General features: G+C 66.6%; 20 protein-coding genes. 6 read left to right on the top strand and 14 right to left on the bottom strand.

The window, feature by feature from the left end:
• Positions 1-75: 75 nt before the first annotated feature.
• Complete coding sequence (locus BMY29_RS16200) at positions 76-1,467, bottom strand: signal recognition particle protein Srp54 (RefSeq protein ID WP_049990021.1); 1,392 nt, start codon at positions 1,465-1,467, stop codon at positions 76-78.
• Between the two features lie 121 nt (positions 1,468-1,588).
• On the opposite strand from BMY29_RS16200, the gene BMY29_RS16195 reads away from it, so the two are divergent.
• Together BMY29_RS16195 and BMY29_RS16190 are read left to right on the top strand one after the other, a co-directional pair.
• The gene (locus BMY29_RS16195) at positions 1,589-1,831 is read left to right on the top strand and encodes a type II toxin-antitoxin system HicB family antitoxin (RefSeq protein WP_049990020.1); all 243 of its coding nucleotides are present in this window, start codon (positions 1,589-1,591) and stop codon (positions 1,829-1,831) included.
• A gap of 107 nt (positions 1,832-1,938) precedes the next feature.
• On the top strand, positions 1,939-3,408 hold the full coding sequence (locus BMY29_RS16190) for a dihydrolipoyl dehydrogenase (RefSeq protein ID WP_049990019.1): 1,470 nt from the start codon (positions 1,939-1,941) through the stop codon (positions 3,406-3,408).
• An 84-nt stretch (positions 3,409-3,492) separates the two neighbouring features.
• Here the strand turns inward: BMY29_RS16190 and BMY29_RS16185 are convergent, their stop codons facing one another.
• Positions 3,493-4,305 carry an aldo/keto reductase gene (locus BMY29_RS16185; protein ID WP_049990018.1) on the bottom strand — a complete coding sequence of 271 codons (813 nt, stop codon included), beginning with the start codon at positions 4,303-4,305 and terminating at the stop codon, positions 3,493-3,495.
• 134 nt (positions 4,306-4,439) lie between these two features.
• Positions 4,440-5,243 carry a sulfurtransferase gene (locus BMY29_RS16180; RefSeq protein WP_049990017.1) on the bottom strand — a complete coding sequence of 268 codons (804 nt, stop codon included), beginning with the start codon at positions 5,241-5,243 and terminating at the stop codon, positions 4,440-4,442.
• A 279-nt stretch (positions 5,244-5,522) separates the two neighbouring features.
• On the opposite strand from BMY29_RS16180, the gene BMY29_RS16175 reads away from it, so the two are divergent.
• Positions 5,523-6,389 carry a sulfurtransferase gene (locus BMY29_RS16175; protein WP_049990016.1) on the top strand — a complete coding sequence of 289 codons (867 nt, stop codon included), beginning with the start codon at positions 5,523-5,525 and terminating at the stop codon, positions 6,387-6,389.
• Positions 6,390-6,513: 124 nt separating this feature from the next.
• Here the strand turns inward: BMY29_RS16175 and BMY29_RS16170 are convergent, their stop codons facing one another.
• Positions 6,514-7,734, bottom strand: coding sequence for a polysaccharide deacetylase family protein (locus BMY29_RS16170; RefSeq protein WP_049990015.1), 1,221 nt, complete (start codon positions 7,732-7,734; stop codon positions 6,514-6,516).
• A gap of 160 nt (positions 7,735-7,894) precedes the next feature.
• Here BMY29_RS16170 and BMY29_RS16165 point away from each other — a divergent pair, with 160 nt between their 5' ends.
• Entirely contained in the window at positions 7,895-8,527 is a 633-nt protein-coding gene (locus BMY29_RS16165) for a ferritin family protein (RefSeq protein ID WP_049990014.1), read from the top strand.
• A 92-nt stretch (positions 8,528-8,619) separates the two neighbouring features.
• Here BMY29_RS16165 and BMY29_RS16160 read toward each other — a convergent pair whose 3' ends face one another.
• From BMY29_RS16160 to BMY29_RS16145, 4 genes are all read right to left on the bottom strand, one after another.
• Positions 8,620-8,892: a DUF7553 family protein gene (locus BMY29_RS16160; RefSeq protein ID WP_049990013.1), complete on the bottom strand. Its 273-nt coding sequence runs from the start codon at positions 8,890-8,892 to the stop codon at positions 8,620-8,622.
• 88 nt (positions 8,893-8,980) lie between these two features.
• Complete coding sequence (gene thiM, locus BMY29_RS16155) at positions 8,981-9,811, bottom strand: hydroxyethylthiazole kinase (protein WP_049990012.1); 831 nt, start codon at positions 9,809-9,811, stop codon at positions 8,981-8,983.
• Positions 9,808-10,473: a thiamine phosphate synthase gene (gene thiE, locus BMY29_RS16150; RefSeq protein WP_049990011.1), complete on the bottom strand. Its 666-nt coding sequence runs from the start codon at positions 10,471-10,473 to the stop codon at positions 9,808-9,810. Before thiE ends, thiM begins: the two co-directional genes overlap by 4 nt.
• A gap of 122 nt (positions 10,474-10,595) precedes the next feature.
• On the bottom strand, positions 10,596-11,201 hold the full coding sequence (locus tag BMY29_RS16145; protein WP_049990010.1) for a GNAT family N-acetyltransferase: 606 nt from the start codon (positions 11,199-11,201) through the stop codon (positions 10,596-10,598).
• Positions 11,202-11,617: 416 nt separating this feature from the next.
• Here BMY29_RS16145 and BMY29_RS16140 point away from each other — a divergent pair, with 416 nt between their 5' ends.
• Positions 11,618-12,577, top strand: coding sequence for an AEC family transporter (locus tag BMY29_RS16140; RefSeq protein WP_049990009.1), 960 nt, complete (start codon positions 11,618-11,620; stop codon positions 12,575-12,577).
• Between the two features lie 61 nt (positions 12,578-12,638).
• Here BMY29_RS16140 and BMY29_RS16135 read toward each other — a convergent pair whose 3' ends face one another.
• The 6 genes from BMY29_RS16135 to rpl18a all read right to left on the bottom strand — a co-directional run bounded on the left by BMY29_RS16135 (position 12,639) and on the right by rpl18a (position 19,123).
• Positions 12,639-14,240, bottom strand: a complete 1,602-nt coding sequence (locus tag BMY29_RS16135; RefSeq protein ID WP_049990008.1) for a Coenzyme F420 hydrogenase/dehydrogenase, beta subunit C-terminal domain — start codon at positions 14,238-14,240, stop codon at positions 12,639-12,641.
• Positions 14,230-16,020 (bottom strand): nitrite/sulfite reductase, encoded by a 1,791-nt coding sequence (locus BMY29_RS16130; RefSeq protein ID WP_049990091.1) that lies wholly within the window; start codon positions 16,018-16,020, stop codon positions 14,230-14,232. Before BMY29_RS16130 ends, BMY29_RS16135 begins: the two co-directional genes overlap by 11 nt.
• 308 nt (positions 16,021-16,328) lie before the next feature.
• Entirely contained in the window at positions 16,329-16,988 is a 660-nt protein-coding gene (locus BMY29_RS16125) for a hypothetical protein (protein WP_049990007.1), read from the bottom strand.
• Between the two features lie 93 nt (positions 16,989-17,081).
• A complete protein-coding gene (gene ftsY / locus BMY29_RS16120) occupies positions 17,082-18,470 on the bottom strand; it encodes a signal recognition particle-docking protein FtsY (RefSeq protein ID WP_049990006.1) in 1,389 nt (462 codons plus the stop codon).
• Positions 18,471-18,497: 27 nt separating this feature from the next.
• The gene (pfdA, locus tag BMY29_RS16115) at positions 18,498-18,950 is read right to left on the bottom strand and encodes a prefoldin subunit alpha (RefSeq protein ID WP_049990005.1); all 453 of its coding nucleotides are present in this window, start codon (positions 18,948-18,950) and stop codon (positions 18,498-18,500) included.
• Positions 18,950-19,123, bottom strand: a complete 174-nt coding sequence (rpl18a, locus tag BMY29_RS16110) for a 50S ribosomal protein L18Ae (protein ID WP_049990004.1) — start codon at positions 19,121-19,123, stop codon at positions 18,950-18,952. Before rpl18a ends, pfdA begins: the two co-directional genes overlap by 1 nt.
• Positions 19,124-19,288: 165 nt before the next feature.
• On the opposite strand from rpl18a, the gene BMY29_RS16105 reads away from it, so the two are divergent.
• Positions 19,289-19,600, top strand: a complete 312-nt coding sequence (locus BMY29_RS16105; protein WP_049990003.1) for an ASCH domain-containing protein — start codon at positions 19,289-19,291, stop codon at positions 19,598-19,600.
• Positions 19,601-19,733: the final 133 nt, after the last annotated feature.

Below are 19,733 nucleotides of genomic sequence, written 5' to 3'. Positions count from 1 at the left end.
ACGAAAACCGGACGGTCTGGCGATCGGACGCGAGATGGCGGTGTAGTAGCCAGCAGCGGCCGCGCGGGTGCGGCGCTATCCGAACGGCCCCATACCGCCCATGCCGCCGCCACCGCCGCCTTGCTGTTGCATCTGTTTCATCATGCGCTGCATCTCTTGCTCGGAGCCCATGCCCTGGAACTGCTTGATGGTGCGCTCCATCATCTTGTACTGCTCGAGCAGTTCCCGGACCTGCTCCTCGCTGGTGCCCGATCCGCGAGCGATCCGTCGGATCTGGCTCGCGCCGATGGCCTTCGGATACTCCTTTTCCGCCTCGGTCATCGAGTCCATGATGACGCTGAAGGCGCGCATCCGATCCTGGGTGACGTCCATGGCGTCGTCGGGCAGCTGATCCTTGATCCCGCCGCCGAAGCCCGGGATCATGTCCATCACCTGGTCGAGCGGCCCCATGTTGTTCATCGCCTCCATCTGCTTTTGCATGTCGTTGAGGGTGAACTGCCCCTGGAGCATGTCCTCCGGGTCCCAGTCGTCTTCCTCCATCTCGGTCTGCTGCATGGCGCGCTCGACGCGCTCGGCCAGTTGGCCGAGGTCGCCCATGCCGAGCAGCCGCGAGATGAAGCCGTCGGGCTCGAAGCGCTCGATATCTTGAACCTCCTCGCCAGTCCCGAGGAAGGCGATCGACGAGTCGGTCTGGTCGACCGCGGTCAGCGCGCCGCCACCCTTCGCCGTCCCGTCTAGCTTCGTGATGACGACTCCGTCGATGCCGATCGACTCGTCGAACTGCTGGGCCTGGTCTTTCGCTCCTTGCCCGATCGCGGCGTCTAAGACGAGCAGGGAGGTGTCGGGCTCGACGACACCCTCGATCTGCTCGATCTCGTCGATCAGGTCGTCCTCGAGGGCGTGGCGACCGGCCGTGTCCACGATGTGGACGTCGGCCTCGCTGGTCTCCTCGAGGCCATTGCGGGCGATCTCGACCGGATCGTCGTTGTCCGGGTTGCCGTAGAAGTCGACCTCCGCGCGCTCGGCCATCTCCTCGGCCTGGTCGTACGCGCCGGGTCGGAAGGTGTCGGTCTGGATGACCGCCGGGCGCAGCCCTTTCGTGGAGAACCACCAGGCCATCTTCGCGGCGGACGTGGTCTTCCCCGACCCCTGCAGGCCGGCGAGCAGGATGGTCTGTTCCTCGAGGGGCAACTCGGTGGAGTCGCCGATGAGGCCGACCAGTTCCTCGTAGACGATGCGGAGGACGAAATCCCGCGCCGGCGTGCCGGCGGGCGGCTCCTCTTCTAAGGCGCGTTCCTCGATGTTGTCCGACAGCTCCATCACGAGCGAGACGTCGACGTCGGCGGAGAGCAAGGAGCGCTGGATCTCCTTGACGATCTCCTCGATGTCCTCCTCGCTGATGCGGGATTGCCCGCGGAGCTTGTCGAGGGTGCCCCGCAGAGAACTCCCGAGATCGTCGAGTACCATTTGCTCGGTCTACGGGACGACGGCGTTAAAGGTTTTTTCTACGTCCGACATCTGTGGTTTCCGTCGGCGAACGCCGGTCGGCGTCGGTGGGTATTTCAGCCGACCGCGACAACCTCCGCGTATGAGTTCCGACGAACCCGTCGACCTCGCAGACGTGGACGCGGATCCCTCGGCGTACGAGGCCCTCGCGGACGCGGACGTGGTTATGCGACAGAACGAGCACGGACTCTACATCGCCGACGACGAGGTGACCGGCGTCTCGAGTCAGGGGCAGACGCCCGAGAAGGCCGTCGCGAACCTTGCGGAGGCCGTCGCGTCGTACGAGGAGGCGACCGCGGACGAGCCGGGCGACGACTGGCTCTGAGCCGGGTTCGGTTCGACGCGCCCGAGACGGACCGATAACGACGGCGGCCACGGACCGTTCGACTCGCAGGGTCCGGTTTTACGCGGCCCTTCGTGGACCGTGGCCGTATGGAGGAGTACGATATCGTCGTGATCGGCGGCGGGTCGGGCAGCCAGGTCGCCACCGCGGCGGCCGAGCAGGGCCTCGAGGCGGCCGTCGTCGAGCGCGGCCCCCTCGGCGGTGCCTGCATCACTCGGGGGTGTGTCCCCTCGAAGGCGCTCATCCACCGGGCGGACGTCACCGAGTCCGTCCGCAACGCCGAGGAGTTCGGCGTGACGGCCCGACTGGAGGACGTCGACTACGGCGGGATCACCGATGCGATCCACGATACGGTCTACGAGAAGGCGGACAACCAGGAATCGAACCTCCGGGAGAACGAGCGGATCTCCCTCTACCGCGGCGAAGGACGGTTCGTCGACGATCGGACCGTCGAGATCGACCTGAACGAGGACGACAGGGGCGGGAGTGCGACGATCCGCGGCGATACCGTCGTCATCGCCGTCGGGAGCCGTCCGATGGTGCCGCCGATCGACGGGATCGAGGACGTCGACTTCCTCACGAGCGACGACGCGCTCTTCCTCGACGACCGGCCGGACGACCTCGTGATCGTCGGCGGCGGCTACATCGGCGCGGAACTGGGCTACTTCTTCGCCGCGTTGGGCACCGACGTCTCGCTCGTCGGCCGCAGCGACGAACTCGTCCCGCGGGCGGACGACGACGTGAGCGCGGTCGTGACCGAGTCCCTCGAGACGCACTGCGACGTCTACACCGGCTACGAGGCGGCCGCGGTCGCGGAAGCGGACGACGGCGTCACTGTGACCGCGGAACCCGCAGGCGGGGGAGACGAGGACGAGAACGGCGGCGGTGACGACGGCGCCGATACCGACACCGTCGAACTCACCGCCGACGAACTCCTGCTGGCGACCGGTCGCCGTCCTAACACCGACACGCTCGATCTCGACGCGACGGGTGTCGAGACCGACGAGAAGGGCTACGTCGAGACCGACGACCACCTCGAGACGACCGCCGACGGCATCTGGGCGCTGGGCGATATCGTCGGCGAACAGCCGTTCAAGCACGCGGCCGACGACGAGGCGCTGGTTGTCACGGCGAACGTGCTCGACGATGCGGGAGAGGCGGTCGACTATCGCGCGATGCCCCACGCGATCTTCACGGAGCCCCAGGTTGCGAGCGTCGGGGTGACGGAGGACGAACTCGCGACCGACGACCGCGACTACGAGGCCGTCACTGTCCCCTACGACGCCGCGCCGCTCGGGCTGATACTCGAGGCCGGCGACGGGTTCGTGAAGGCGATCGCCGCGCCGGACGGCGAGATTCTGGGCTGTCACATCGTCGGCCCCCAGGCGTCGACGCTGCTCCACGAAGTCGTCGTCGCGATGGACGGCGGTGGGACCGTCGAGGACGTCGCAGAGCCGGTCCACGTCCACCCCGCGCTGAACGAAGTGGTCTACGCGGCGTTCGACGAACTCTCGGACGCGAAGTATTCGACGGCGCCCGACTGGCGAGACGTCGCGTGACGGCGGGAGCAGGGACGGTGATGGGCGCGTAACCGCGCCCCGATCCGATCCCGTCTGGCTGCGCGTCTCGGATACCCGCGCGGGTTACCAGTTCCAGGGGCCGTGATCGGGATCGATCTGCCGTTCCCGGCGGTTGATCGAGTCGATCAACTCGATGTCGTCCGCGTCGAGTTCGAGGTCCCGCGCCGCCAGATTCTGTTCCAGATGCTCGCGGCTGCTAGCCTTGGGGATCGCGGCGACGTTGTCGTGATCGAGCAGCCAGGCGAGCGAGACCTGCGCCGGCGTCGCGTCGTGTTTCTCGGCGACCCGCCGAATCTCGGGGACATCGAGGATCTCGCCGTTGGCCAGCGGCGAGTAGGCTACGAACAGGTAGTCGTGTTCCTGCGCGTGGGCGACCAGGTCCTCCTGCGGGAGCAGGGGATGCATCTCGGCCTGGTGGGCGAACAGCGGCGCGTCGAGGACCGCCAGCGCCTCGTCGAGCAGTTCGGGCGTGAAGTTCGAGAGGCCGACGCGGCGGGTCTTCCCTTCCCGGTAGGCCTCGTCGTAGGCGGGCAGGACCGCCTCGTGGTCGTAGACACCCGAGGGCCAGTGGACGTACAGGAGGTCGACGGTCTCGACGCCGAGGCGGTCGAGACAGCCGTCGATGGCGTCGGGGACCCGCTCGGGCTCGGGCGGGACGTCGTGGTGGACGGTCTTCGTCGAGAGGAAGACGTCCTCGCGGTCGACGGACGCGGACTGCAGCGCTTCGCCGACGTACTCCTCGTTTTCGTACACTTGGGCGGTATCGACATGTCGGTAGCCGACGTCCAGCGCCGTTTCGACGGTGTCGCGCCACTGCTCGCGGTTCTCCTCGGAGTAGGTGCCGAGGCCGATGCTCGGCAAGGAATCGCGGGCCATCGGTTCCGCGTACTCGATGGCCGTGGATGGTGCTTCCGATTACTCACCTGCGTGGCCGCTATCGAAACGGTCGAAACCGGCGAGACCGCGTGACGGCAGGATTCGACGGGCCTTCACGGACCGTCGGGACGGGATCACTCGGACGCGACCGGCCCTGTCTCGATCTCGCCGTCGGCGGCGAGCCAGTCCGTAAGACTGCCTTCGTAGAAGCGGACGTTCTCGTACCCCAATGCCGTGAGCACGACGTAGGTGTGGCTGATCCGGCGCGCGGTGTTGCAGTAGAGGACGATCTCGCGGTCGCGCGTGATCCCGTGTTCTTCAAGCAGCGCCTCGAGGTCGTCCTCGGGCTTGAGGCGGCGGGTTTCGTCGTCGACGACCTCGCGCCAGTCGAACCGCACCGCGCCAGGCAGGCGGGCCTCCTCGAACTCGTCTTTCTCGCGAGTGTCGACGAAGACGGCGTTGCGCTCCAGGGCGTCCTCGACGGCCTCGCGGTCGACCAGCGGGCTCTCGTTGGGATCGAGCGGGTCGGCCTCGTACTCGGTCGGCTCGACATCGGGTTCGTCGCTCGTGGTCTCGTGCTCGCGGTTCCAGGCGCTGTAATCGCCGTCTAACAGGCGCACGTCCTCGTGGCCGTACTCGATTGCGGTGAGCACGAACCGGGCGGCGAAGACGCCGTGGGTGTCGTCGTAGGCGACGATCGTATCGCCCTCGTCGATGCCCGCCTGGCCGAGCAGGTCGGCGAAGGCGTCGGCGCCGGGGAGGGTCCCCCGGTCGACGTCGCTCTCGTCGCGGTAGCTGTCGAACGGGACGGTTACCGCGCCGGGGAGGTGCCCGATCCCGTCGTATTCCCAGGCGTCGCGCACGTCGACGACGCGCACGGTCGGATCGTCCAGTCGCGATGCGAGCCAGTCGGGGGAGACGACGACGGATTCGTCCATTAGGAAGACGTTTCGGACGCAGATCCGAGTACGCACCGGTTTCACGGCGCGTTTCGCCTACCGGAACAGTGGCAATTATTGCTGGCTGTCGATAGCGAATCTGACCCGTCCGATCCGTCGGCTGCCGACCGCGCCGCGTAGCGGACGAATTCGGCCGCTGTGACGACGGTTCCGACGACCGGCTTCGTAAGCACTGGCAAATATTTCCGACAGGGTCGACCGGTGTCCGAATTGACCGGTTAAGAAGTCTCTTTGTGTGTCGCCATCGTAGCGCCGGGTATGGCAGACGACTACGCCAAAGACGTACTCGTGTCGGCCGACTGGGTCGACGAGCGACTCGACGACTTCCAGGACGACGACTCCGACCTTCGCCTGGTCGAGGTCGACGTCGACACGGAAGCCTACGAGGAGGAGCACGCGCCTGGCGCGATCGGGTTCAACTGGGAGACCCAGCTCCAGGACCAGACCCAGCGGGACATCCTCGAGAAGGACGACTTCGAGGACCTGCTCGGGAGCCACGGCATCAGCGAGGACGACACGGTCGTCCTCTACGGCGACAACTCCAACTGGTTCGCCGCCTACGCCTACTGGCAGTTCAAGTACTACGGCCACGACGACGTCCGTCTGCTCGACGGCGGCCGCGAGTACTGGCTCGAGAACGGCTATCCGACCACCGACGAGGAGCCCGACTTCTCCGAGACCGAGTACGAGGCCTCCGGCCCGCGCGAGAGCATCCGCGCCTACCGCGAGGACGTTGAGAACGCGATCGAACGCGGCGTTCCGCTCGTCGACGTCCGCTCGCCCGAGGAGTACTCCGGCGAAGTCCTCGCCCCGCCGGGACTCCAGGAGACCGCCCAGCGCGGCGGCCACATCCCCGGTGCGAAGAACATCTCGTGGGCCGCCGTGACCAACGACGACGGCACCTTCAAGGAGCCCGACGAGCTCGAAGAACTCTACGCCGAGGAAGACATCACCGGCGACGAGACGACCGTCGCCTACTGCCGTATCGGCGAGCGCTCCTCGGTCGCCTGGTTCGCTCTGCACGAACTGCTCGGCTACGACGACGCCGTCAACTACGACGGCTCGTGGACCGAGTGGGGCAACCTGGTCAACGCGCCCATCGAGAAGGGCGAAGCGGACGACTGAACGACGTCGGGACAGCCGTACTCGACACTCGGTTTCGGTTCCGTTTTCGGCGGAGACAAAACGAACAGTAGCTGCGCCGCCGCACTCCGATCGGCCGCGTTCGGGCCACCCGGTTCCCGTTCCGTTACACTTCGTAGACGTGGTCCGACGCGACGTCGGCCGGCGTCACGACTTCGACGTCGCCGGCCGATTCGAGCTCGCTGAGGTACGAGATCGTCTCCTCGAACGCCGATAGCGAGTCTCCGGACAGGTCGCGGTAGGTGAGCGTCGTGATCGTCCGGAACCGGGCCGTCCACTCGAGGAGCTGCGTCGCCTCGTCGGCCGACGGGCCGACCGCCCGCGGCGCGAGCGCCGGATTCATCAGGTTGCCGTGGCCGGCGTAGCCGCCGACGAAGCCGACGTCGTAGTGCTCGTCGACGAGTTCCATTGCCGTTTCGTCGTACCGGTTGAGGGGGTAGGCGAAGTAGTTGGCGCCGTCCTCGAACCCGTTGTCCTCGAGCCAGTCGATCGCGCCCTGAAGCTGGTCTCGCTGGGCCGATTCGGACTGTCCGGAGAGGTCGCTGCCGGTGGTGCCCTGGCTCCCGATCGTCCAGCCCTCGCTCTGGAGCGTCTCGAGTTGGCTCTCGTCGAGGTACCCCTCGCCGCCTACGTAGTCGGTCGGGACGAAGGCCGTCGCAGGGAAGTCGTGGGTCGACAGCGTCGAACGGGCTCGCGTGTAGGCGGTCTCGGTCCCGTTGTCGAACTGGATGAGGACTTTCCCGGTGTCCGGCCGGGAGACGAAGTGGAGGTCGTCGCACCAGACCGTCACGGATCGGTCGTCGCCGGCCCACGCGGAGATCTTGATGTGTTCGACCGAACTCAGGTCCGGATCGCCGACGGTGTCGACGACGGCGAGATCGTGGTGGGCAAGCGGGAGACCCGGCTCGACGGTACACTGGAGCAGCAGCCGGTTCCCGTCGGTGTCCGAGAGCTGGACGATCGGGTCGACGTCCTCGTCGGTCGCGAGTGCCAGCGCGGGGAACTCGTCGGAGAGGTCCCGCGGCGACTCGAACCGCCGTTTGATCATCACGCGCTCCTCGGACTCGTCGGCCGTCATGCGGCCGGACTGGTCGCCGACGTAGGCGCGCTCCTCGTCGAGTTCGAGGGTGCCTTCCATCACGTCCCACATCGAGAGGTCGTCGAACTGATCGAACGAGCCGGGCTCCTCGTCGATCGTATCCGGATTCCCGTCGGATCCGTCGGTGTCGTCGTCCGGATCGTTCTCGGAGGTTTCCGAATCGCTCAGGGCGGAACAGCCACCGAGCGTCGCCGCGGCGGCCGTCACGAGATACGCTCGTCGTTTCATTCCGCTCGAAGACAGTCCAGGTTCGGTAATTGTTATGCCTCGGTTGGCGGCCGATTTGCCAACGGTAACCGGTGCCTGTCGACCGCCGGCGCGGGGACGAACGGCCGACGCGGAGCGGCGTCACGATAAACCTAACTCGGGGCCGCTCGAAGGAACCGTCATGACCGATCCGGACACGTTCGTCGAGACCGTCAGCGAGGAAAACCAGACTGCGCTCTCGCGACTCGGCTCCTCGAAGTCACTGTACGCCGACACTGGCGGCGACATCGATACCGAACCCGTTCTCGAGGCCACCGCCGACGCCGAGTACGCCGCCTGGCAGACTTTCCTCGAGTGGGCCGACGACGAGGCCGACGACGAGGTGCGCGAGGCCTTCGAGCGGACCGCCGAAGAGGAACAGGAACACTACGAGACCGTCGACGACAAACTCGACGACGAGTACGAGCCCGACGCGATTCCCGCGCTCCACGACTACCTACGCGACCGCGAGGACACCGTCGAGCGCGTCGGTGCCTTCGTCGGCCGCATCCTCGCGAGCCAGCGCTCGAAGGACCAGGTCGTCGGCTACTTCGTCGGCGACGCCGACCCCCAGACCGCCAGCCTGTTCCGCGGATTCGGCGACGACCTCGACGACCAACTCGAGCGCTCGACGGCACTGCTCGACGACGTCTGCGAGACCGACGAGGACTGGGAGCGCGCGCAGGAGGCCGCGACCGGCGCGATCCAGGCCGCCTACGGCGAGTACGTCGAGACGCTCGAGGGAATGGGTGCGAATCCGAAGCCCGTCTGCTGACGCTCGGGTCGCGGTCGTTCCCCGTCTCGTCCCCGACCGTCCCGCGCTCGATCGGTCCGGTAAAAAAATCGCGTCGTCGTTCGTCGCCGCTGTTATACGCCTTCGACCGTCTCTCGGAACGCGCTGATGGACTCCAGCGCGTCGCCGATCTCGCTCGCGACGTCGCCGCCTTCCTCGTCCGCGATATCGTTCAGGATATGTTCGTGGCGCGCGAGCTGTCCGTGATCGGGGCCGCGGTCGGCCGCCGCGTGATCGTCGAACTTCGCCGCCTGGTTTTCGAGCCGTTCCGCTGCCTCGTCGTCGGACGCGGCGTCGGCCGCCTGGCGGAGCGACTCAGCCGCGTTCTCGAGTTCGTCTCGAGCCATACGCACCAGTTCACCAGCCGGTACTAAAACCGTTTCAATACAGTCCGGGAATCGGACGGATGTCGCCTCCGCTTCTCGACGAGTCGTCTCAGAGCACCTGCTCGATTCGCCCCTCGAGGTCGAGGTCCGCGGCGACGTCGCCCGTCATACCGGCGACGGCGTCGCGGAAGTTCGTCCGGTAGCTTCCCGGGCCGGCGTGGTCCATCTCTGCCGCGCGCTCGCCGGCGAGCCCGAACGCGAGCGTGCCGTGGACGGCGGCTGTCCGCGGGTCCTCGAGCGCGCCGCAGAAGGTCGCGACGGTCCCTCCGAGCATACAGCCGGTACCGACCACCTCGCCGAGCAGTTCGTGGCCGGCGGCGAGCCGAACTGCGCCGTCGGCATCCGCGACGACATCCTCGACGCCCGAGGCGACGACGACCGCGCCGGTCGATTCGGCGACCGAGCGGGCCGTTCGTTCTATCTCCTCGTAGTCGCCGACCGACTCGACGCCCTTCACCTCGGCCTCGACGCCCGCGAGCGCGCTGATCTCGCCGTAGTTGCCCTTGATAGCGGTGAACTCGATCTCCGAGAGGAGCCGCTCGGCGACCGCCTGGCGGGTGGGCGTCGAGCCGACGCCGACGGGATCAAGGATGACCGGGATCCCGCGCTCGTTTGCCGTTCGGGCGGCGTCGTGCATGGCGTCGACGCGCTCCTCGGGGACCTGGCCGATGTTGAGCATGACTGCGCGCGCGAGTTCGGCCATCTCGCCGGCGTCGCCGACGGAGTCGGCCATCACCGGTAGCCCGCCCCAGTGCAGGGTGAGGTTCGCTACGTCGTTGATCGTCACCGTATTGGTCAGGTGCTGGACGAGCGGTTCCGTCTCCCTGATCGTCCGGAGCGAGTCCGCGAGGTCGCCGGCAACGACGTCGGTGACGCTCATCGGTCGTCACCTCCGGCGTCGACGGCCGTCGGCGTTTCGACGGCCACGGCGAGCGACTCGGTCACGGCCTGCGGGTCCGCGGCCGCCGTGATCTCGCTGATCACGGCTACACTGGCCGCACCGGCCTCCGCGACCGGCCCGGCGTTGTCGGCCGTGATGCCGCCGATGCCGACGATCGGAATCGAGACTGCCGCGGCGATCTCGGCGATCCGCTCCGGACCGACGCCGGCCTGGTCGTCGTTGACGTCCTTCGAGGAGGTGTCGTAGACGGCGCCGACGCCGAGGTAGTCCGCGCCCGCGGCTTCGGCGTCTCGGGCCTCGTCGACCGTCGACGTCGAGCAGCCGACGATCGCATCCGGGCCGAGCAGCTCGCGCGCGACCTCGACCGGCAGATCCGACTGGCCGACGTGGACGCCGTCGGCGTCGATCGCCTGCGCAATGTCGATCCGGTCGTTGACGAGCAGGTCGACGCCCGCCTCGGCCGTGAGTTCGCGGAGCTCGCGACCGAGTTCGTACCGCGAGCGGGCACTCGCGTCCTTCTCGCGCAGCTGTACCGCGTCGACGCCGCCGTCTATCGCCGCGCGGACGATCTCCGGTGTCGTTCGGTCGCCCGACAGCGACGCCTGGGTGACGAGGTAGGTCCGCCAGTTCGCTGGATTCATGGGGGATACCAGTCGGTAGTCGCACTAAGCGGCTTCGGTCGTTCGGTCCGATCGGCAGGGGCTCGACCGATCGCAGCGGCCGCGCACCTCGCGGAGCAGTCGGGGTGTTACTCGACCGCGGCTCAGGACCGGTCGAGCGCGCTCTCTCCCGTCCGGACCAGCGACTCCCAATCGTCGTCCGCTCGCACCGCCCGGAACGGCCGCGGTCGGTCCGGCGTCTCGGACTTCTCGGCCAGCGGCCGCCGCCACCAGGCCACGTCCTGCCAGTCGTCTTGCGTGTAGCCGATCGCCGGAAAGTCGACCAGACGTTCGAATCCCATCGACTCGTGGAACCGCTCCGTCTCCGGATTCGGAACCGTCGTCACGGCGTAGGCGTCGCGGATCCCCTGGCGCTCGAGGACGGCGAACAGGGACTCGTAGAGCGCGCGGCCGACCCCCGATTGGCGGGCCGACTCGGCGACGTAAACCGACAGTTCGACGACCCACTCGTAGGCCCGGCGCTTGCGCAGCGGGCCCGCGTACGCGTAGCCGACGACCGCGCCGTCGAACTCGCAGACGAGCCAGGGGTGTTCGTCGAGGGTCGACTCGATCCGCTCGGCCATCTCGGACTCGGCGGGCGGCGTCTCTTCGAAGGTGACCGCCGTCGACTCGCAGAAGGGTGCGTAGATGTCGCGGACGGCGGCGGCGTCCGCCGGCGTCGCGACTCGAATCCGCGCGTCGGATGCCATACGGCCGTGTGTTTCCGGCCCGCAAAATAAGTCCGCTGAAACGGTCGCTGCAACATTCGGGACGACCGCCTCGTACCCGATAGTGCGTCACTGAAATCCGAACCGTACAGTCGAATGGCAGCAATCGTCACGTTAGTCATCCTGTTAATCGTTCGCACGGGAAGACAACCCCGTACTGCCGCTATCCGAATTAAACACTCGAGGAGGACGACGACTTCCCGTCATAGCTCCACTTTGTGACCAGAAGCACTTAAAGTCCGACGGCGGCGAGAGCGTGCCATCAGATGCCGTGACCGCAATTCCCATGGTGGTCTGGAAACGTATCTCCGCGTAGAATGCAGCGCACGACCGTTGCTCGGACGATGAGCGTCTCGAGTCGATCGCCGTCACGGGACCGAGGGGGCGACCGCTGACAGATGGCCGATCTGTTCGGTATCTTCGCCTCCGCGGTCGGTCCGATCGTCGCGATCGCCGGCGTCGGCTACGTTCTGGCCGCCGTCAAGGACATCGACCCGGAGCCGCTCAACACGGCCGTCGTCTACGTGCTCGCGCCCGCACTGGTGTTTCACAGCCTCGCCGTTACCGAACTGCCGGCGTCGACGCTCCTGCGAGTCACCGGTGGCATCGTCGTTTTCACGGCAGCGATGTGGGGCATCGCCGAACTCGCCGGCCGCACCGTCGGCGAGCGCGAACCGGCGTTGAGCGGCCTGGTCCTCGTCGCGATCTTCTGCAACTCGGGGAACCTCGGCATCCCCGTCTCCGACTTCGCGTTCGGCGAGGTCGGCCGCCAGACGGCCGTCCTCTTCCTCTCGGTCCAGTCCGTGCTGATGTACACTCTCGGCGTCTACATCGCCTCCCGAAGCAGCGGTTCCGCCGGCTTCGAGGGCGTCCGTCGGGTGTTCTACATCCCGCTGGCCTACGCCGTCGTCGCCGCCCTGGTCGTGCGAGCGCTGGGCCTGGTCCCGCCCGCGGACTCGGCGGCCATGGAGACGCTCCAACTCGTCGGCGACGCGTCGATCCCGCTGATGCTGCTCATCCTCGGGATCCAGCTCGCGCGCACCGACACCGCCTCGGCGGTCTCACGCGCCTGGCCCGCGACGGCGCTCAAGATGGCCGTCGCCCCGATCGTCGGTCTCGGGGTCGCGCTCGCGTTGGGGTTTCAGGATCCGACCGTCGCGCGCGTATTCGTCCTCGAGACGGCCATGCCGGCCGCGGTGACGCCGCTGATCCTCGTCATCGAGTTCGCCGGGGGCGCCCGCTCTGACGGCGTGCTCGTCTCCGAGTACGTCTCGACGTGCGTGTTTCTCACGACGCTGCTCGCGGTCCCGGCGCTCACCGTCCTGATCGCGATCTTGCAGTCCGGCCTGGTACTGTGAGAGCCCTGGCCGCGTTCGAGAGTACGCCTGGCGAAAACGAGCGGCGTGACTATTGCCGACCTCAGTGCCCCTGATCGTGGGGGTTCATCGCGGTGCCGTAGTTCTCGGCGTGGTCGGTATAGTCGATAAAGCGCGGCGCGTCGGGGTCGAAGGGCCGTTCGAGGCTCTCGAAGGCCTTCTTCTTATCCCAGCCCTGGAGCTTGCCGATCGCCGAGCGGTCCTCTAAGTCGTGGTAGTCGAGTTTGGGTTCGGTCAGCTCCCAGGCATTCATCCCCTGTTCGGTGCGGATGATGACGCTGGAGTACTCGTCGGAAGAGCCGACGGAGCCGACCGTGATGTCCGAACAGAAGCCGGTGAAGTCGGCGCACTCGTCACAGCCCTTGAGGGCGGCGTCGTGGAAGTTCTCGACGTCCTCCTCTAAGATCATCTCCCCGTCGTGGTCGTAGACCATCATCTTGCCGTGGAGGACGTCCATCTTGCCGATCTCGGCCGGCGAGATGTTCCGCTTCTCCTCGAGTTGCTCGCCCATGAGGCTGTAGTAGTTGAAGTTCTTCGTACACATCAGGGAGATCGTGTAGTCGACCGCCCGGATGCCCTCGTTCTGGGCCTGGTAGTCCCACTCGAAGTCCTGCAGGGCGCGGACGCCCTCGATCTCGCAGGGCGTGCCGACCAGGGCCAGCGAGATGTCGTCCCAGTCTTCGTCGGGGAGCTTGTGCTCCCACTGCTTCAGGTCGAGGTTACCCAGCGCGAGCGTCTGGTTGTAGACGGTGCCGGCGTTCTCGATGAGTTCCTCCTCGGTCGTCGCGAGGAAGCTCTCGGCCTTCCAGGGTTCCTCGTCGCTCTCGGTCGCGATGAGCGCGCCGTCGATCTCGCCTTCCTCGAGCAGCGTCGCGAGGACGCCCGTGACGACGCCGCCGTCCTGGGCGCCGTCGGTCCAGTCGTCGTCGACCTTCGCGGAGAACTCCGTGATCGGGTCGCCGGCGCCCTTGACGTTGTCCTCGCCGCCGGTGATCTTCCACTGGCGCTCGTACCGGAGGCCGCCGCGGGGACAGAAGTCCCAACACATCGAACAGCCGGTACACATCTTGACGAGCTTCGGGTGCCCGTCGTCGCCGACGCCGATCGAGTCCGAGGGACAGGCGGCGACGCAAGTCCCGCACTGAATGCACCGACCCTCGTCGATGACGGCCTCGTCCAGTTCCATGAACCAGGTCTTCTCGTCTGGCGTCTCGATGTCGTTCATCTGCGACCGGATGGAGTACTCCGGCGTGTCGAGGTCGACGCCCTCCGGGATGCCGACGCGAGTGTCCGGCGCGTCGTCGTAGACGTCCTGACTGACGCCCTCCGCGGGCTCGGTGAACTCAATGTCGCCGAGTTCGCCCTGCTCGTCGACGTTGGCGACGCCGGCGCCGTCGGTGGCGACGCGGTGGTCCGCGTCCGGCGTCGCCTGCGTTTTCTCGCCGCAGGTGCAGGTATCGGGCGAGCAGCCGTCCCCGCTACCGCCGTCGGTGCGGATCGCACCCTCTCGGGCGTGGTCCGTCCCGTCGCGCGACCGCGGCGCCTCGCTGCCCGCATCGGGGACGATGACGGCGTCGTCATCGTCATCGGAGTCAGGAACGTGCGGGAACGCGCGCTCGTCGCGCTCGTCGCCGTCAGTCCCCATGGGCAACACCTCGCGAAACGGGGGCCTCGGCCCGTTGCATGACCGTCCGCAGCCGGTCGTTGTCGACGCGGCGACACCACTGGTAGAACTTCTCGCCGTCCTCGCGGTCCTCGGCGTAGGCCTCGAACAGCTGTTCGAGCGCCGGGATCACGGCGTCGGCGGGAACGGCGTTCTCGACCCAGTCCAAGAACTCGTTGTCCGCACCCAGCGAGCCGCCGAGGCCGAAGTCCATGCCCTCGACGATATTGTCACCCTCGGCGTTGGTGCTGTTCTCCGCTTGCGGGCGTTGCCCGCTCGCATCCGAGGCGCGTTGCGCCTCGCCGTCCTCAAGTTTGACAGTCTCACCGCGGAAGCCGATATCGGCGATCTGGGGCTGGGCGCAGGAGGCCGAGCAGCCGGACATGTGCATCCGGATGGCCTCGATGTCGTCGGGCACGTCGATGCGATCGTCGAGTTCGCGGGCCCAGCGCTTGGTGCGCTTTTTCGTCTCGATGATGGCGTAGTTACAGAACTCGTTGCCCGTACAGCCGACCGCACCCCGGGAGAACGGCCCCGGATCGGGGCTGTACTCCTGGGCGAACGGTTCCGCGAGGAGGTCGTCGACGTTCTCCTCGGGGATGTGGGTGATCAGGAAGTTTTGATCGGTCGCCAGGCGGATCGAGGCGTCCTCGGTGCCGTACTTCTTCGCCGCGCGGGCGGCCGCGGCGAACTCGTCGCCGCCCATGCGGCCGGCGATGACGTTGAAGCCGACGTACTTCAGGCCGTTCTGCTTCTGGTCGTGGACGCCAACGTGGTCGCCCTGGTAGCCGACGGTCAGGTCCTGGCCGCTCTCGGGCAGGTCGACGGTACAGCGGTCACGGACCGCTTCCTCGAATTTCTCGGGGCCCATCTGCTCGACGAGGTAGCGCATCCGGCAGACGCCGCGGTTGTTGCGGTCGCCCAGTTCCTTGAACGTCTGGGCGATGGCGCGGCAGACCTCGACGGCGTCCTCGGGTTTGACGAAGACATCGAGCTGCGAGCCCATCCGCGGGCCGTCGGAGAGGCCGCCGCCGACGCGGACGTGGAACCCGTAGAGCTGCTGACCACCGTCGGACTCGTCCGACGAGTCTCCGGCGGAGCCGGAGACGCCGACCACCTTCTTCGCCGGGACGAGCCCGACGTCGTTGATCTGGGACTGCGCGCAGTCGTGGCGACAGCCCGTGATCGTGATCTTGAACTTCCGCGGGAGGTTGGCGTACTCGCGGTTCTCGGTGAAGTAGTCGGAGACGGCTTCGATGACCGGCTGCGCGTTGAAACACTCGTGGTCGTCGAGGCCGGCCGCGGGGCATCCGAGGACGTTCCGGGCCGAGTCACCGCAGCCCTGGACCGTCGTCAGGCCGACCTCGTCGTAGCGCTCCCACATCTCGGGGATGTCCTCGACCTCGACCCAGTGTTTCTGGATGTCCTGGCGGGTCGTAATATCGAGGAAGGCGTCTCCCCAGAGATCGTTCTGCTCTTCGCCGCCGTACTCCTCGGGGGCGACGGCGTAGTCGGTGGCGCACTCGCCGATGACCTCGGCCTGCTCGGGCGTCAGATAGCCGCCCGGGACCTTGGTCCGGATCATGAAGTAGCCCTCCTGCTTCTGGGCGTACATGCCGGCCCACTTCAGGCGTTCCCACTCGCCGCCGCCGGCGCGCTCTTCGATCTCCTCGAAGCTCAGCTGCTCGTCGGCGTAGTCGTAGACGTCCTCGACGACGTCGAGGGGATGTTTCTCCTGTTTGTGTTGCTCGACTGTGTTCACGCGAACCACCACCGCCGAGCGGTGCCGGTCGGCTCTCGGATCGTCGTACTGTCTTGAAGGATCATTGTTGAGCGGGTAATGTCATCCCATACGTATACCCCTCCGTAACTCGGCGAATCATGACGAGGGTCGTTTTCACCAGTAAATATTGCCCCATTGTTCGGCTACTGGTGACAGGGATGATCGGAGACCACCGGTCCCACGACGGAATGCGCCGAATGAGAACGATTCGCTTCCCGACCGCGTCGTGGATGGCGGCAAATGATACCGATACAGTGTGGCCTGTCGATCGGTATCTCTGCGCCCGTTCACTCGAAACAGGCGACGAGCTCACCCTGTGTCCGGGGGTCGGGATCGAACGCCGGCTCCTGTGCGAGCCCGTCGTACTGGGCCCGGAGGACGATGCGTTCGTCGACGTAGTAGGTGACGCGGATGTCCCACTCGGTCGTCGGCGCCGACTGTCGCGTCCCGGTCGTCAGATCGTAACAGAGTGCGACCAGAACGGCGGTTCTCTCGTCCCCGGTGGTGACTGTCGAGAGCCGACGGTCCGTGAGCCGAAGGTCGACGGTCCCGGCCATCGATCCGAACCGGACGAGAAAGGCGTTCTGCCGATACGCTCGCTCGAAGTCGACGACGTACTGGCTGACGGTCGTCGGCGACGACGACGATGCGCCTGGTGATGGCGACGGTGCCGACGATGACCAGGCCGACGGCGTGCGATTCTCGTCGGTCCCGGTCGCCGACGGCGGTGCCGGGTACGCCTGTGGGTCGAGCGCATCGTCATCGGCTGTCGGTTCCGGTTCCGGTCGGTCGACGGCATCGCACTCGTACCGGTCCGCGGGAACGATTTCGAAACGGAGCGACGATCTGCTCGTCCCGCCAGCGGGATACTCGAATCCGCCGGTCGTGGCCGCCGCGGTCGTCGCGACCGACGCGAGGAGGGCACGCCGAGAACGAGGACGGCTCATACACTAACCTTTCAGACGTAAAATAAGTGTCTTCTGAAATGGTGGTCGACTGACGGTACCGCCTCGAACTACCGCTCGGGAGCGGCGTGATCGCTACTCCTCGTCGTCGAGCAACCGATCGACCATCTCGTCGGGATCGAATCGTTCTATGTCGTCGTAGCCCTGTCCGACGCCGAGGAACAGGATCGGTTTCCCGGTGACGTGGGCGATCGAGATCGCGGCCCCGCCGTTGGAGTCGGCGTCCGCCTTCGTCAGGATCGCACCGTCGACCTCGGCGGCCTCGTTGAACTCGCGGGCGCGGTTGACCGCGTCCTGGCCGGCAACCGCTTCGTCGACGAACAGCGTCATATCGGGGTCGACGACGCGGTCGATCTTCGCGAGTTGATCCATCAGTCCTTCGTCGGTGTGAAGTCGACCTGCCGTATCGCCGAGGACGACGTCGATGTCGTTGGCCTCGGCGTACTCGACGGCGTCGTACAGCACCGCGGCAGGATCGCCGCCCTGCTGGTGGCTGATGCACTTCGTGCCCAGCGCGTCGGCGTGTTCCTGGATCTGCTCGTTAGCGCCGGCGCGGTAGGTGTCGCCGTTGGCCATGACCGTCGAGTAGCCGTGCTCCTCGAAGTAGCGGCTCAGCTTGGCGATCGAGGTCGTCTTCCCCACGCCGTTGACGCCGGTGAAGACGATTGTGACGGGCTTGTCCTCGATGGCGATCCGCTCGTTAAAGTCGAACTGCCCGACGCTGATTACGTCGTAGATCGCGTCGCGGAGGGCCTCCTCGACGACCTCGCCGGTCGAGGTCGTGAAGGTCCGCGTCTCGCCGACCAGTTCGTTGCGGATGTTGTCGAGGATCTCTTCGGCGACGCCCATCTCGACGTCGCTCGAGAGCAGGGCCATCTCGAGTTCGTGCAGCGGATCCTCGAGGTCCTCCTCCTCGATGACGAACTTCCCCTTGACGAGGGACTTGGCCTTGGCGCCGAAGCCGGTCGAGTTATCGTCGGCGTCCGCCGCTTCGGCCGCTTCGGCCTCGTCGTCCGCGCCGTCCGTCTCCTCGTCGACCGCTTCCGGATCGGTCGTCGCTTCGTCGGGAGCCTCGTCCGGTTCCGGTTCGGATTCGTCGGCGCCGCCGAGGAAGTCCGGTTCGGATTCGTCCGCCGGCGCTTGTCCCGCGGACTCGGCGGCCTGCGTCGCGGCGGCCCCTTCCGACGCTTCCGTCGTTTTCGGGTCCGTCTCCGGCTCCACTCCGGACTCGGCCGTCGACGCGGCCGCCGTCTCGGACGATTCGGACGATCCGGACGGCTCGACAGCCCCCGTTTCGGGGGTAGTATCGGTCGCTTCCGCATCCGCCGTCTCCGCCTCGGGAGAGACGTCCTCGAGTTCCTCGTCTTCGAGTTCTTCCTCGTCGACCGCTTCGGCCTTCTCTTCGGCGGCCTCTTCGGCGTCTTCGCGGAAGCTTCCGAGCTTCTTCTTCAAATTATCGAACATGCGTATCGGATACGTACCGCAGCCGCGTTACTCGTCGGGTTCCTGCTGGCCCTGGCCGAGCCCCTGCATCTGCTGTTGCATCGCCTGCTGCTGAAGCTGCTGGGCCTGCTGCTCGAGCTCGTCGCTCTCGGTTTCGAGCTCGGCGATCTCCTCGTTGAGTTCGTCGATGCGGTCGTCGAGCCGGTCCTTCTTGTTCTCGAGGGCGTTGACGGCGTCGTCCTCCTCGAACTCCGCGGCGTAGTCGGCGCCGAGTTCGACGATCACTTCGTCGATGTTCTCGATCGTCGTACGGAGGTACGCGCCGCCGCCGAGGGGCATCTGCACGGTCGAGTCGGTCTCGAGCGTCTCGAGCGCCTCGATGGCCTCGTCGACTTCGGTCTTCTCCTGCTGGGTGGACTCGACGTCCGTCTGTAGCGCTTCGATCTGCTGTTCGATCTCTTGCAGTTCCTGGGAGAGCTGCTGAAGTTGCTGTTGACTCATTATTGAGAAACCTCCTCGAGTTCAATTTCGGTCCGCTTCAGCCCGTGCTGGCTCCCGAGCTGGGAGAGCGCGTGCTCACGAGCGACGTTTTCGTTTTCTGCGTCGATGGTCGTCTCGAACTCCGCAAACCCGTCGCGGCTCTTGAAGCGACCACTGACCGTAAATTGACTCATACCAATGCCTCCGGCGACCAGTCGGAAGAATCTTCCCTTCCCATGCGACGGCCGTCGCTCGATCGGCCACCTCGATCGACCCGCTCGCGCCGCCTGGCCGACCCGCGGGCGCGGTGGCTGTGGGTATCGGTGAAGATTTTCCCGACCCAGGCCGAACACACGGGTATGAGCGAACTCGATTCGAGCGACCTGCTACCGAGCGAGCGAATGCGAAATCAGGCCGTCGACGGCGAGGTGACGCAGATCCACCGCGGCCACCGCTACGCCGACCCGGGCGATACGTTCGCGATCGACGGAACAACCTTCGAGGTGACGACTGTCCGGGAGCGCACGCTCGGAGAGTTGACCGACGAGGACGCGCGAGCCGAGGGGCTGGCGAATCTCGAGGCCTACGAGCGGCTGCTCGAGCGTGTCCACGAGAACTTCGAGTGGGACGACGACAGCGAGGTCGTGCGACACGAGTTCGAGCGGCGGTAGCGGGACCCCGTTCGATATCGGCCGTCGATCACGGGGCGCAGACGACCGGCCACGAGAAACGGATCCTGCGAACCCACGCGTAGCGTCTCCGCTGTCGAGTACCTGTCGTTGCGGCCGGAGCCGCCAGAATCGA

This window comes from Natrinema salifodinae, assembly GCF_900110455.1.
GTDB classification, from domain to species: Archaea; Halobacteriota; Halobacteria; order Halobacteriales; family Natrialbaceae; genus Natrinema; species Natrinema salifodinae.
The sequence above is the reverse complement of the archived record's forward strand: the minus strand, read 5'-3'. Positions and strand labels throughout refer to the sequence as shown.

Bases quoted from the DNA above. Each gene is read 5' to 3' on its own strand.
- pfdA (WP_049990005.1), bottom strand. From the start codon at position 18,950: ATGAGTCAACAGCAACTTCAGCAGCTCTCCCAGGAACTGCAAGAGATC.
- ftsY (WP_049990006.1), bottom strand. From the start codon at position 18,470: ATGTTCGATAATTTGAAGAAGAAGCTCGGAAGCTTCCGCGAAGACGCC.
- BMY29_RS16135 (WP_049990008.1), bottom strand. From the start codon at position 14,240: ATGGGGACTGACGGCGACGAGCGCGACGAGCGCGCGTTCCCGCACGTT.
- thiE (WP_049990011.1), bottom strand. From the start codon at position 10,473: ATGAATCCAGCGAACTGGCGGACCTACCTCGTCACCCAGGCGTCGCTG.
- BMY29_RS16125 (WP_049990007.1), bottom strand. From the start codon at position 16,988: ATGAGCCGTCCTCGTTCTCGGCGTGCCCTCCTCGCGTCGGTCGCGACG.
- BMY29_RS16160 (WP_049990013.1), bottom strand. From the start codon at position 8,892: ATGGCTCGAGACGAACTCGAGAACGCGGCTGAGTCGCTCCGCCAGGCG.
- BMY29_RS16200 (WP_049990021.1), bottom strand. From the start codon at position 1,467: ATGGTACTCGACGATCTCGGGAGTTCTCTGCGGGGCACCCTCGACAAG.
- BMY29_RS16190 (WP_049990019.1), top strand. From the start codon at position 1,939: ATGGAGGAGTACGATATCGTCGTGATCGGCGGCGGGTCGGGCAGCCAG.
- BMY29_RS16105 (WP_049990003.1), top strand. From the start codon at position 19,289: ATGAGCGAACTCGATTCGAGCGACCTGCTACCGAGCGAGCGAATGCGA.
- BMY29_RS16165 (WP_049990014.1), top strand. From the start codon at position 7,895: ATGACCGATCCGGACACGTTCGTCGAGACCGTCAGCGAGGAAAACCAG.
- BMY29_RS16145 (WP_049990010.1), bottom strand. From the start codon at position 11,201: ATGGCATCCGACGCGCGGATTCGAGTCGCGACGCCGGCGGACGCCGCC.
- BMY29_RS16140 (WP_049990009.1), top strand. From the start codon at position 11,618: ATGGCCGATCTGTTCGGTATCTTCGCCTCCGCGGTCGGTCCGATCGTC.
- rpl18a (WP_049990004.1), bottom strand. From the start codon at position 19,123: ATGAGTCAATTTACGGTCAGTGGTCGCTTCAAGAGCCGCGACGGGTTT.
- thiM (WP_049990012.1), bottom strand. From the start codon at position 9,811: ATGAGCGTCACCGACGTCGTTGCCGGCGACCTCGCGGACTCGCTCCGG.
- BMY29_RS16175 (WP_049990016.1), top strand. From the start codon at position 5,523: ATGGCAGACGACTACGCCAAAGACGTACTCGTGTCGGCCGACTGGGTC.
- BMY29_RS16170 (WP_049990015.1), bottom strand. From the start codon at position 7,734: ATGAAACGACGAGCGTATCTCGTGACGGCCGCCGCGGCGACGCTCGGT.
- BMY29_RS16180 (WP_049990017.1), bottom strand. From the start codon at position 5,243: ATGGACGAATCCGTCGTCGTCTCCCCCGACTGGCTCGCATCGCGACTG.
- BMY29_RS16195 (WP_049990020.1), top strand. From the start codon at position 1,589: ATGAGTTCCGACGAACCCGTCGACCTCGCAGACGTGGACGCGGATCCC.
- BMY29_RS16185 (WP_049990018.1), bottom strand. From the start codon at position 4,305: ATGGCCCGCGATTCCTTGCCGAGCATCGGCCTCGGCACCTACTCCGAG.